Below are 12,006 nucleotides of genomic sequence, written 5' to 3'. Positions count from 1 at the left end.
TTGCCGGGGAACACTTATCAAAGAACAGAAGGGTATATATGCAATGTATATTCAAAGACTGCGGCGCTGTATGCCCGAAATGGAAAAATGAGCCGAATGGACGAAGAAAAAGAAGGCAGCAGCGCCGCCTTCAAATCAATCGTATGTATGTACCTTTCGTGGAACGCTCCACTGCCTTTCTGTTCATCTGCCTGATATTAGAAGACAGCTCCGATCCCCTGACAAGTCTTCCTTTATATCTAATTAATGGATCTATGATCCGTATTTTTTTCTTCACGTGGATATCATAATTCCTGTCGTCTGAGACCGCCCTCCTTGAAAAGCCCTCGAGCATTCCTTTTATTTCGCGGTCGCTGCTGGAATAAAGCAGATTCAATATGTATTCATCATCTTTTTTAATGTCTTCCATGGAAAGAATCTTCTTTTCAATTCCAATCTTTAGAATATCAGCAAGAAGGGCATATCCATAAACATTCCCGGGATCCAGGAAAAAATCAATTACTTCTTTATAATAAGCCTCTGCAAACCAGTCCCCTGCATCTAGGGAACCCACACAAAGTTTTTTGTCAACCACTTCCAGATCAGCGATGAATTGACGGGCTTCATCCATTGTAATAGATCCATAAGCTGTCAGATCCCTCAGCGTGTAATCAATCCGGTCTGCACATAAATCCGGAAGCTCCCTTTCCAGCAGCAACCACCTATCAGCCGGCAGAATCCCCTCCATCCTGTATCCATGCCTGCTCAATACGGCAGGAATTTCTGAAGTTTTCACTACTTCTTCAAATATCGTTTCATGATAGTTTTGTTCCAAATTTCCTGTCATATGATCCACTACATGCGAGAAAGCCGTGTGGGAAACATCATGGATGAGCCCCGCTATTTGTTCTTCCAGGGATGCGCCCATCCTCTTCAGGAGAAGCATCACTCCTACAGAGTGCTCATACCTTGTTACATTCCAGTTCCGATTCACCAGATAACTCGCACCACCCTGGTGAATATTCTTAAGCCTTTTGATGGCAGCTGTTTCGAGTAAATCCAGCAGAACACCCTCTATTTCAAATTCTCCATACAGCGGATCCGCAAGCTTCATGCTGTCACCCCTCCTGCATTATTTATCACGAAAACTTTTATATAACAATTATACTGGAGGTATAGGAATGGTAAAGAAATTTTCTATACGGCCCTGTATCTGTAAGTGGTGAGCGGAATTGGCGTGTTTAATAACCATTCTATCAATCAACCAGCGTCCTTAAAGCCATTCAGGATAATTTTCAGCGTATTTATTGATTTAAAGACTAACCAAAAGCAAGGAATCATTGCTGGATTTCCCATGTGTATATGAGAGAATTTTATCAAGGAGAAGATGTTTTATGAAAATAGGCGAAAACTTAAAATTCAGGAGAAAAAAAGCTGGATTCACACAAGAGCAAGTGGCGGAGAAAATGAATATTACCAGGCAGACTCTATCCCATTGGGAAGTCGGAAAATATTCTCCTGATATAGATTCCATTATTAAGCTGAGCCGGATTTACCATCTCTCCTTAGATGAGCTGCTGCTGGGAAAAATCCATTTCAAGGGAGATGCTTTAATGACAAAGAAAATAGCTTTTGGTGAAATCCAATCTTTGATCAAGAAACATTACCGTGACGCTTTCAACATAAGAGAACTTAATGGAGGGTTAGTTTCTCAGACTTATTATTTTGAATCAGGGGAAGGTCAATATACTTTTCAGGCCGGCGGTCATCTTGAAAGTTATAAAAAAGAACGCTTCATTAATGGGATCCTAAATGGGATACTGCCTGTCCGCCGCGTTTTAGATGTACAAGAAAGAGAGGATGGGCCGGCTTATTGTATATCAGAATATATAGCCGGAGACAAACTGTTTGACCTTAACAGCCAGCAGCTGCTCGATATTGTTCCAGCGGTATTAAACATTTTAAAATCCCTGGAATCAATAGAAGTGAACGAAGCTAGAGAAGGCTATGGTTATTTTGACAGTACTGGGAATGCCCCTTTTCCCACCTGGAAGGATTTTTTAGGAGCAGTTTATAATAGCGCAGCATATAACTGGGACTCCCTGGAATCAAAAGGCCTCGATTCGGAAGTCGTCCAAAATGCAATAAAAGAACTGAAGAAGCATATGGAGAGCATCCGTTTTAACAAAAAACATATGATACACGGAGACTTAGGATCATTTAACTTATTGGCAAAAGAAAATAGAATCACGGGTATCATTGACTGGTCGCTCGCCATGTATGGAGATCCTCTATATGATAAAGCTAATTTTCTTTTCTGGAACGAAGATAAGCTGCAGCCTCTCATTAGGGAAATTACCCATACCTATATGGGGACTTGCGAATCTAGGGAAATTATGTATTGCTACATGCTCCGCATCGGCTTAGAGGAAATATATAACACCGTCATTCGCAGCGAAGCTGGGTATGACATTGAATGGGCAGCCAACAGGCTGAATGAAATTATGAATCGTTTTCAGGAAAAGCTGTGAGTCCATTTCAGATAAACAAAAAGCTTGAGGTTTAAAGAAACCTCAAGCTTTTTGTATACATGATCCATTACGTTCACATTTGCTGCCAGAGTTATTTTTTCAATTCCTGATACTGCTTCTCTACTTCTTTCGTTATGGCACTATCGGGGGCCAGTCCGCTGATTTCTTCAAGCGTCCCTCCGATTCCTTTTTCAGACAGAAGGGACTGCAGTTTAACCGCTTCTTCGTCCTCACGGTGATCAAAGAGTAGTGCAGCCGCTATGGCCCTGGCCAGATACGTGAAGGACAGTCCGGCTTTTTCTGCTTCCGAGGCCGGTTTCACAAGCCGGTCATTTCCGCCAAGCTTCCTGATCGGGGAGCGCCCTACTCTGGTAACATCGTCGTTTAGGTAAGGGTTTCTGAAACGGTTTATGATTTTATCAATGTATTGCTGGTGCTCGCTGCCATCCAGCTGGTATCGATGAATCAGATAGGCACCTGTTTCTTCAAGAGTCTTTTTTACCTCTTCTGCAATTTTTTCATCATCAAGTGTCTGATCAATTGTATTCTTGCGGTTCAGGTATCCCTGATAAGCGATGACCGCATGCCCGGTATTCACCGTAAACAACTTTCTTTCTATGAAAGGTCCCAAGTCAGGGACAATTTTCATGCCCTCAACATGAGGGATGTTTTCTTTGGCCTCTACAACCCATTCATAATAAGGCTCCACCAGGACATCAAGCGGATTTTCATTATGCTGGATCGGTACAATGCGGTCCACGGCAGAGTTGAAGAAAAAGATCCTGCCTTCAAGCTTTTCTTTTGTTTCTGAATCCAGATTTTCCAGAATATATCCTTTCAATAGATCCGTTGCTGAAATCTGATTTTCACAGGCAATGATATACAGCTTCCCATCATTGTCTTTTACCCGCCTGGCCAGTCCTTTCGCTATAAGGGGAGCGATTCTCGGCAGGATGTTCGGCCCAATGGCAGTGGTCAGGTATTCTGCAGTTCTGATGGCCTCGATGACTTCTTCTTCCTGAGTCATATTATTCAGCCCGGAAACATGCTCGATATCCAGTGTTTCCTGTTTTTCGGCAGCAAGTTTCACCTGATAGCTGCGATCTTCGTTAAGTCTGTTAATAATATCTTCCGCTATATCGACAAAAGTCACATGATAGCCGGATTGTGAAAATAAAGCGCCGATGAATCCCCGGCCGATATTTCCCGCACCAAAATGTACAGCTGTTTTCATTTTCATCATTCCTTTATAAGGTTATTGTTTATATAGTGGAGAAAAATGTCTTCTAGCCTGATGCGTATGCTTTCTTCGCTTGAGGAAGAAAAAATCAAGATGGCTTCACTGCTTTCTACTAAGCTTGTGCTGATAAGTGAGATGATTTCCTGCTCTCGTTCGGAAAGCTCGATGGGTGCCAGCATAAGCAGCAAATTTCTCATCTTCATGCTGTTTCCATCCATGCCTTTTATTTCAGCTCGTGAGGTAAGATGCGACACTTGGAATATCAGCGACTTTATACTTGAATGTCTGCAGTGAAAGAGTCCCATCCCCGTCTCAGGGATGCCAAGCCCGCCTTTTTGCTCCCTCTCCCGGAGCGCATCCATCACTCCCTGAACATCGCCAACGAGGCCCTCCTTCCACGCCCGATCAAGCATATTGCCCATGATCTCCCCATGGCTTCGTTCTTCCCTTACCCGGTAGAAGCGGAAATTAGTCAGAATATCATCGACACTTTTATGGACAGCCTTTATATCTTGAAGCACCTCACGGATCCCGCGGGATGCGGGCAAGTTACCCGGAACACTTTTCAACGCATTATGCTTATAGTGCTTCCCTCTCGTCAGCTTCTCTACATTGCGCTGCAGATAGCCTCTGATTGCCGCAATGTCCTTTTCCTTCAGCAGAGAGTTGACCAGGATATAATCCAGCCCCATGAATGGGAGCCTGACTGTAGAGATGATGAAATCATAACCTGATAAGTTTTCAGGGTTGCTGATTTCCCTAATGGTCTTTATATCAATTGTTTGTATTTCCTGAATTTCTTTTTTGACCCGGCTTGCCAGCATTTTGGATGTACCGATACCTGTCGGGCAGACGATCAGGGCGTGTATGGACACATCTTCCTCCCTCATCACAAGACTTGACCCGAAGTGGAGTACAATGAAAGCAGCCTCATCCTCAGAAACTTCCTCAAGCTCAGCAAATTGGTGTTCAACACTTTTTTTGACTGCCATGAACAATACAGGATACTTCTGCCTGATTTCTTCGGAAAGAGGATTGAATATTCCCAGGTTCTGCTTCATCCGGTAGAGGGCCGGTTCCATATGTGCAAGCAACCCCTGAAAAAGGGAGAAATCCTTCGTAAGGTCTACATGCAGCTGTTCAGACACTTCTTTGATCACGTTTTTGATCTTCTGGCTGAGGATGACCGAATCAAACAGCACCGCTCCAGCTTCCTGAAGCTTTGATCCCTTGAGGACCGCCGAAAGATAAATCAAGTCTCCGTCCTCAAATGTAATCGAAAAACCGGCTTCAAGCTCCCTGCATATCTTTTCAATCAAAGAAAATTCATTGATCAAATCTTCTGTGGGTTCGCTGCGCTCCACGATTGGATAACCGCTCATTGTGCGCTGCATCGATATGCAAGTGTGAATGATGAGACCGATATAATCACTGTCTGCCAGGCGTGATGGCCCGCTGTTGATTTTTGCGCTTACCTGCCTGTCAATTTCCTTTAAGAATTCAGGGACGAAATAATAAAGAATTTTCTCATCCCGGCACTCACCCTGCTCCAGGCTGAAGAGGGCTTCAATCAGTTCTTCATTGAAATGGCTCAGATAATATGCGGCCAGTGCCTTTCTTTTGTCTGTCTCACTTCCCTGCAGTTCAATGCCTACCCCTCTCTTTCTTGTCAGTAGGAGGTTCTGTCCCTTCAGGAACCCTTCCATTTCATCCAGATAGACAGACAGGGTGGTGATGCTTATTCCAAGCTCGGCTGCCGCTGCCTGGAGCTTATATGTATCGAATTGCTGCAGCAGCAATAGCAGCAGGTTCAATTTCTTTTCCTGCGGCGGCTGATCGACAGGCTGGCTGCCCCTCAGATGCTGTATCACCCGGAAAATCTGCTCATTTTTACCTTCTATGATCAATCCTTCTTCTGAATTTCTGGTAAGCAGCAGGTCAAAGGACTTCAGGATCTTCTCTGCGGACTTTAAATCCCGCTGGATCGTCCTGACACTGACACCAAGATGAGATGCCAGGTTTACGGGCGTATGCATTCCCGAAGTTTTTATGATCATTTCTATTAACGATTTTTCCCTTGACGTGATCAGCATGCTTCACCATCTCATTTCACATGAGTTTAGTATTCCAGAAATAATGAATAGAAAAGCGTCTCCTGACGCTTTTCTATCGTTGTACCGTTATTTATTTTCATTAATAATGTCCATTAATTCCCTTGCAGTGCGGGCTTTAACCATTTTCTCGATATTCTCCATATCGGAGCATGTGACCGCAATTCCAGAAAGAATCTCAAGATGAGTTCCGTCCTTTCCGGCGATCCCGAAAATCAACCGGGCTTTCTGGCCGTCGAAGTCTACACCTTCCGGCACCTGGAGAACGGTGAATCCGGACTTGAGCACATCCTTCTTCGCTTCCTCTGTTCCATGAGGGATGGCTGTATCATTGCCCATATAAGTGGATGTTAATTCATCGCGGGCAATCATCGCTTCGACATAGCTTTCCTTGACATAGCCTGCTTTTACAAGCGCACGCCCGGCAAAGCGGATTGCATCCTCTTTTGAAGCAAACTTCTGATTCATGAACACATTTTCTTCACGCAGCAAGTCATCAGCAGAGTCTTGTACACCGTCAGCTGCCGTCAAGCGTTCAAGGTCAGATGTTTCCGCCCTGTCGAGCCCCGGCTCTGTGGAATCCTCGCGCAGGCCTGGGACATTTGCTTCGGCATCCTCAACAATATCTTCCTGCCCTTTCCTGCCTTCGTCTTTCAGCTTGCCGATCAAATGATCATACTCGGGGCTTGAAAGGAAATTGTCCACCGAAATATGGTACGCATTGGGTACTTTATTTTTGGCTCTTGGTGTAAGTTCTTCCTGGGTGATGACGATTTCTGCATCGGAAGGAAGATTATTGATAGCTGTATTGGTTACTGCAATATCAAGACCTGCCTCTTTCACCTTTTTGCGGAGAAGGGACGCACCCATCGCGCTTGAACCCATTCCGGCATCACAGGCAAAGATGATTTTTTGCGGAGAGTTGGGAAGATAGCCCGGCTCACCGGCAAAAACATCAGCTACAGAGCTTTTTTTTCCTTTCATTTCCTGCATTTTACGCGCAGCATCTTCAATGTTCTCGTCAGATTGTTTTCCTGTTTTTAAAACAAAGGCTGAAACAATGAAAGATACGATGGCTGCCACAAGCACGCCTGCGAAATTAGCCAGATAAGCACTGGCATGATGCGGTGTCACAGCAGTAATCGCCAGGATGCTTCCTGGAGAAGAAGGAGCGAACAAGCCTCCGTCGAGCAGTACAAGTGTGAATACTCCGCTCATTCCGCCAAGGATGACAGCGAGGAACAGCATCGGCTTCATCAGGATATAAGGGAAGTAGATTTCATGTATTCCCCCGAAGAAATGAATGATGGCTGCACCAGGAGCAGATCTCTTTGCCGTGCCCTTTCCAAATATGCAATAGGCAAGCAGGACACCAATACCAGGTCCCGGGTTGGCTTCCAGGAGGAAGAGAACCGATTTACCTGTTTCTTTTACCTGTTCCACTCCGATTGGTGAAAGAACTCCATGGTTGATGGCATTGTTCAGGAACAGTACCTTCGCAGGTTCAATCAGGATACTTGTGAGCGGAAGAAGTCCGGTCCCGACCAGCCAGTCAACTCCGGATACGAGCCAGCCGGTAAATGTGCTGACTGCAGGACCGATGGCAAGGAAGGACAGGATGGCAAGAAGCCCTCCGAGTATCCCCGCAGAAAAGTTGTTAACCAGCATCTCAAAACCAGCTCTGACTTTACCTTCAAGAAGCTGGTCGAACTTCTTGATGATATAACCGCCGAGCGGACCCATTACCATAGCGCCGAGGAACATCGGAATGTCAGCCCCGGCAATGACACCCATGGTGGCTATCGCGCCGACAACTCCGCCGCGGTGGTCGTTAATCAGCTTACCGCCCGTGTAGCCGATCAGGAGCGGCAGCAGGTAGGTAACCATGGGGCCGACCATTTTGGCAAGGCTTTCATTTGGCAGGAAGCCCGTTGGTATGAATAAGGCCGTTATCAAGCCCCAAGCTATGAATGCTGAAATGTTTGGCATAACCATGGAACTAAGAAAGTTTCCAAACTTCTGTACAGCTACTTTTATGTTTGTTTGAGCCAAAAGTGCTCACCCTTTCTTTTAGGCATATTACACAATTAATGATAAAACTGTCCTGCCCAAATATCAATGAACACAAAAGCCAGCTTTGTCGCAGGGGCGCTGACAAAGCTATAGTTTCTTCCTTATTATGTTCAAAGACATCAAAAGCAACAAAAAAGGCAGATCCTCTAGAAAATCCATTCCATAAGAATCTGCCTTTTTTCTGTGGAAAAGGGGCGGAGCTGCATGTATCATAAGGCTTCCAGCAGCTAGGTATGAACATTATTTATCTTGCTGGCATTCCTGCCTGCTCCTTACTCCGTTCCACCGCCTTATTGTGTTTGTTTCTGCTCTTGTATAGGTTCCTTTCCAAGCATCGGTTGCGAGTAAAAAAATCATGTTGTTTTCTTTATAAACCGTTTTTCATAAATCCATAGATAAACGAATCATATCACGGCAGTGGATGCCGTTTTCGTATATTTCTTCTTCATAATGACGCATGAAGAAATCAAAATCCACTCCCATGATCCGGAAGCCGCACTTTTGATAAAAAGCCAGCTGGCCGACACTGGAATTGCCGGTTCCGATTTCAATCGTTTTAAATCCTTTAGAACGGGCCTCGCTGATCGCATGAATAACCAGCTTCCTGCCAATGCCCTTCCCCTGGTGTTTTTCTTCCACAGCTATGTTGACAAGCTCTGCGGTCTCAGGCCGTGTAGGAAGCAGGACATACACACCAAGAATCTCTCCCGCTTCCAGAATGGCATAGCAATCTCCCCGGTTGAGGTAATCTCTTACAGACCGTTCTGAAGGATCGGCGAGCAGGAGAAGTTTCATTGGTTTGTTATGGTTTGATCCCAATTTGATGATGTTCATAATGGTCTCCTAGTAGAGCTTTTATTCTATGTCAATGGGGTTGTAATCATCTTCCACTTTAATGCGCTGTTTTAAATAATAGAAATATAGTTCCTTATAATCTCTGGCATACTTGCTTTCAGAAAAATATTCACCGATCGGAAAGACGTCTAACTTTCCTCCTTTGATATGAGCGGTTTTACCTTCTGGAATTTGTACCAGCCCATAAGCAAGCTTCCCATTTACATAGCCTTGTATTTCTTTATTAAGAGTCGATTCATATGTTTGAAATGAGGTTTCGAGTTCGTATCTTGTTTTGTTAAAAAAGGTTTGCTTCTTGAAGAGCCAGATTTTGTGGGGAATGTCAAAAATTACGAGAGTATAAAGACTATGGGGAACAGAGACTATCCGATACTTCACCGAGTCATGACGGACGTCTTCTTTTGTAATTTGTTCGGATACGGCGGCTTTCACGGTTGATGGTCCTTTTAAATAAATATTTGTTACTAATACTGTTATAACAAAAGCAAAAATGGAAAGTATAACAGCCTTCTTCACCCTTCTTCCTCCATCCTCCGCGCTATTTCTTTATGTTTTGGTGTTATTGATTATACAATATTATCCATTTATTGAATACATATTAATCAATTTATCTGCTCGAAAGGATGGAAGTGGAAGGAGTGCATACGAAGAATAATAAAAGAAATGTAATGTGCTGACACTGCTGTTTGAGCGGCAGCAGTGTCGTGCAGTTCCCTACAGGAACCGCTCTTTCCATTCGGGTCTGGGAATCATGCATTCATTCTGTTTGCCGAACCAGCGATAGCGGTTCCGGGCGATCAGCTTATATACCCTGTCTCTTAAAATTCTTGGAAGTATGTAGAAGATGCCGGCTGTCTTCCAGGGCATTTTGAGCCTGGAAGCAACACGAAGGGCAGCATCCGAATGCAGATAAAAATCAGGTCCGGCTATGAGCACGAATGAATCGCTATCAGCCGGCACTCCATATTCTTGAAGCAATTTTAAACCGGCTTCTGATTGCAGCGATGCAAACGCAAACACAGCCTCCCTGTCCCGTTTTATAATAAATTGCACAGCCCCATTGCAAAGGTTGCATACTCCGTCAAAAAGAATGACCGGCCTTGCTTTAGTATCCATGCTCTTCCCCCATTTCTTCTTCTGGATGGATATTTGCCCGGTAAACCGTTAAATCAATGAAACCTTCGCTGCTGACAGGAATGCCTTCTGACAGGAGGAGTTCCCGCTGCCGGATGGCAGTCTCCCTGTCCTGTATCGCAATCATTCCCCTGGCATTTATGACCCGGTGCCAGGGGAGATTATGCTTATCAGACATGGAATGCAGGATCCGGACAATCTGCCTTGCCCCCCTCGGACTTCCGGCCAAGGCCGCCGCCTGCCCATAAGTCATGACCCTGCCCTCCGGTATGCTGCTTAAAATCTTAAGCGCCTTTTGTGTAAATGGATTCATAACCTGCCTCCGCAGCATCAGCTGCCCAGGAAATCTTTCAATCTCGTAAAGTTCTTTTCTGCTTCCTGGTAACCTTTATCATAAAGCTTTGTAAGCTTTACAGGGTTTCTTTCCACTCTTCCTACCTCAAGTTTCTCCTCAGGGCGGATGATGAATACTTCCCCGGCTTCTTCTTTTTCAGCGAGATCCCTAAGAGTCTCGTTATAACGGCTGTGTCTGTCCAGTATGGCCTCGATAAGGCCGATTTTGTGCGGATATCTCTTTTTTAAAAGCCAGCCAAACGAAGGCTTCCCTTTTTGATAGCCTTTATTCCGTGTCAAGACCACCACGTTCCTGCGATTTCCGTCGCTTTCTGCTTTTTTGATCGGAATCGGATCGGCGATGCCTCCATCTAGAAGCAGCCTGCCGTCATATGGGACTTCAGGCGCCATCCATGGCAGGGAGCTGGATGCACGAAGAATCGTCAGCATGTCGTCGCCATGTTCTCTCTTATTGTAATAGACAGCCTTTCCTGTCACGGCATCTGTCGTACCTACCACAAACTGCTCCCCAGCTCCATTAAATGCCTGGTAATCAAAGGGGACCAGCTGGTTCGGGAGTGTATCAAATAAGAAATCCATCCCAAATAGTTCTCTTTTTTTCATATATCGTTTCACAGAGATATATTCGGGATGCGTAATATAATCTATGTTAACCGTCCGGTTTCTGTCCAATTGCCTGGCTACATAGGACGAGCCATTGCAGGCACCCGCAGAAACACCAATTATATAAGGAAAATACAAATCGTTTTCCATCAAATAGCGAAGAACTCCCGCCGTGTAAACTCCCCGCATTCCTCCGCCTTCCAATACAAGCCCAGTTTGTTCCATGTTCATCCGCTCCTGCTATTTAAATAATTCAGATATAAATGGTATATTTATTATACGAATAGTTTACCATATGAATATAGTTTCGTATTCTAATATGGACTGCCCTAAATACATAAAGGTTGGGAGAGAATTTAGATGGCCATCGCATTAATAACAGGAACATCGCGCGGTCTAGGTGAGGCTTGTGCAATTAAATTCATGAACAGGGGAATCGGCATAGCCTCCGTTTCAAGGCAGGAAAATCTTAATCTGAAAGAACTTGCGGAAGGGAAGAATGTACCTTATTATCATTTTCAGCTCGACCTTTCCAAGGCAGACGGCAAGGAATTGAGTACATTGGCAGAAGAGATTTTCCGCCTGGAAAATCAAGATCTTTATCTCATTAATAATGCCGGCACCGTTGAGCCGATCGCTCCGGCAGGAAGTTTAGTCCCTGATCAAGTAACAAGCGCATTAAAGCTGAATTTTGAAGCACCTGTCCTTTTAATAAATGCCTTTCTGCGTGGAGCAAAAGAGCGGCCTGTTAAGCTGAATATGATGAATATTACATCAGGCGCAGGCGAAAGGGCTGTGCATGGCTGGAGCATTTATGGCAGTACCAAGGCCGCCCTGAATTTATTCACTGAAACCGCAGCATTGGAGCTCGCAAACCAGGGACTCCCGCATATCCTGAATGCCTTCAGTCCGGGGATCATGGATACCGGAATGCAGGAAGTCATCCGTTCTGCAAGCCGGGGATTTTTTGATGAAGTGGAGAGCTTCCAGTCTTACAAAGAAAACGGACAGCTCAAAGAACCGGCCGAAGTGGCTGAATGCCTTGTCGGCTTAATGACGTCTCCGTCCATTGAAAGCGGGAAGATCTATTATGCCAGAGATTTGCTTAAATAGAAAAGGCAGGCCA

Annotated in this window: 11 protein-coding genes; 2 read left to right on the top strand and 9 right to left on the bottom strand. The window is 44.9% G+C overall.

Annotation, left to right across the window (positions count from 1 at the left end; all coding sequences use genetic code 11):
* Positions 1-130 precede the first annotated feature (130 nt).
* Positions 131-1,093, bottom strand: coding sequence for an HD domain-containing protein (locus V1498_RS10315; protein ID WP_409298788.1), 963 nt, complete (start codon positions 1,091-1,093; stop codon positions 131-133).
* A gap of 280 nt (positions 1,094-1,373) precedes the next feature.
* Between V1498_RS10315 and V1498_RS10310 the strand changes: the two genes are divergently transcribed.
* Positions 1,374-2,510 (top strand): phosphotransferase, encoded by a 1,137-nt coding sequence (locus V1498_RS10310; protein WP_409298786.1) that lies wholly within the window; start codon positions 1,374-1,376, stop codon positions 2,508-2,510.
* Positions 2,511-2,601: 91 nt separating this feature from the next.
* Here the strand turns inward: V1498_RS10310 and V1498_RS10305 are convergent, their stop codons facing one another.
* From V1498_RS10305 to V1498_RS10270, 8 genes are all read right to left on the bottom strand, one after another.
* Complete coding sequence (locus V1498_RS10305) at positions 2,602-3,744, bottom strand: mannitol-1-phosphate 5-dehydrogenase (protein ID WP_409298784.1); 1,143 nt, start codon at positions 3,742-3,744, stop codon at positions 2,602-2,604.
* 5 nt (positions 3,745-3,749) lie between these two features.
* The gene (locus tag V1498_RS10300; RefSeq protein WP_409298782.1) at positions 3,750-5,843 is read right to left on the bottom strand and encodes a BglG family transcription antiterminator; all 2,094 of its coding nucleotides are present in this window, start codon (positions 5,841-5,843) and stop codon (positions 3,750-3,752) included.
* Between the two features lie 87 nt (positions 5,844-5,930).
* Entirely contained in the window at positions 5,931-7,913 is a 1,983-nt protein-coding gene (locus V1498_RS10295) for a PTS mannitol transporter subunit IICBA (RefSeq protein WP_409298780.1), read from the bottom strand.
* A 402-nt stretch (positions 7,914-8,315) separates the two neighbouring features.
* On the bottom strand, positions 8,316-8,768 hold the full coding sequence (locus V1498_RS10290; RefSeq protein ID WP_409298778.1) for a GNAT family N-acetyltransferase: 453 nt from the start codon (positions 8,766-8,768) through the stop codon (positions 8,316-8,318).
* A gap of 21 nt (positions 8,769-8,789) precedes the next feature.
* Complete coding sequence (locus V1498_RS10285) at positions 8,790-9,305, bottom strand: hypothetical protein (protein WP_409298776.1); 516 nt, start codon at positions 9,303-9,305, stop codon at positions 8,790-8,792.
* A gap of 198 nt (positions 9,306-9,503) precedes the next feature.
* Positions 9,504-9,905: a thiol-disulfide oxidoreductase DCC family protein gene (locus V1498_RS10280; RefSeq protein ID WP_409298775.1), complete on the bottom strand. Its 402-nt coding sequence runs from the start codon at positions 9,903-9,905 to the stop codon at positions 9,504-9,506.
* Positions 9,895-10,236, bottom strand: coding sequence for an MGMT family protein (locus V1498_RS10275; RefSeq protein WP_409298773.1), 342 nt, complete (start codon positions 10,234-10,236; stop codon positions 9,895-9,897). Before V1498_RS10275 ends, V1498_RS10280 begins: the two co-directional genes overlap by 11 nt.
* Positions 10,237-10,253: 17 nt before the next feature.
* Entirely contained in the window at positions 10,254-11,105 is an 852-nt protein-coding gene (locus V1498_RS10270) for a patatin family protein (protein WP_409298772.1), read from the bottom strand.
* Positions 11,106-11,240: 135 nt separating this feature from the next.
* Here V1498_RS10270 and V1498_RS10265 point away from each other — a divergent pair, with 135 nt between their 5' ends.
* The gene (locus V1498_RS10265) at positions 11,241-11,993 is read left to right on the top strand and encodes an SDR family NAD(P)-dependent oxidoreductase (protein WP_409298770.1); all 753 of its coding nucleotides are present in this window, start codon (positions 11,241-11,243) and stop codon (positions 11,991-11,993) included.
* The last annotated feature ends 13 nt before the right edge of the window (positions 11,994-12,006 follow it).

Origin of the sequence: Paraperibacillus marinus (assembly GCF_046237605.1) — a bacterium.
Classification (GTDB): domain Bacteria; phylum Bacillota; class Bacilli; order Bacillales; family DSM-1321; genus Paraperibacillus; species Paraperibacillus marinus.
This window is presented reverse-complemented; position numbering and strand designations above follow the sequence as displayed.

What these genes read in the sequence shown, in the direction of transcription:
- V1498_RS10305 (WP_409298784.1), bottom strand. Translation starts at nt 3,744, where the DNA reads ATGAAAACAGCTGTACATTTTGGTGCGGGAAATATCGGCCGGGGATTC.
- V1498_RS10280 (WP_409298775.1), bottom strand. Translation starts at nt 9,905, where the DNA reads ATGGATACTAAAGCAAGGCCGGTCATTCTTTTTGACGGAGTATGCAAC.
- V1498_RS10315 (WP_409298788.1), bottom strand. Translation starts at nt 1,093, where the DNA reads ATGAAGCTTGCGGATCCGCTGTATGGAGAATTTGAAATAGAGGGTGTT.
- V1498_RS10275 (WP_409298773.1), bottom strand. Translation starts at nt 10,236, where the DNA reads ATGAATCCATTTACACAAAAGGCGCTTAAGATTTTAAGCAGCATACCG.
- V1498_RS10265 (WP_409298770.1), top strand. Translation starts at nt 11,241, where the DNA reads ATGGCCATCGCATTAATAACAGGAACATCGCGCGGTCTAGGTGAGGCT.
- V1498_RS10300 (WP_409298782.1), bottom strand. Translation starts at nt 5,843, where the DNA reads ATGCTGATCACGTCAAGGGAAAAATCGTTAATAGAAATGATCATAAAA.
- V1498_RS10310 (WP_409298786.1), top strand. Translation starts at nt 1,374, where the DNA reads ATGAAAATAGGCGAAAACTTAAAATTCAGGAGAAAAAAAGCTGGATTC.
- V1498_RS10270 (WP_409298772.1), bottom strand. Translation starts at nt 11,105, where the DNA reads ATGGAACAAACTGGGCTTGTATTGGAAGGCGGAGGAATGCGGGGAGTT.
- V1498_RS10290 (WP_409298778.1), bottom strand. Translation starts at nt 8,768, where the DNA reads ATGAACATCATCAAATTGGGATCAAACCATAACAAACCAATGAAACTT.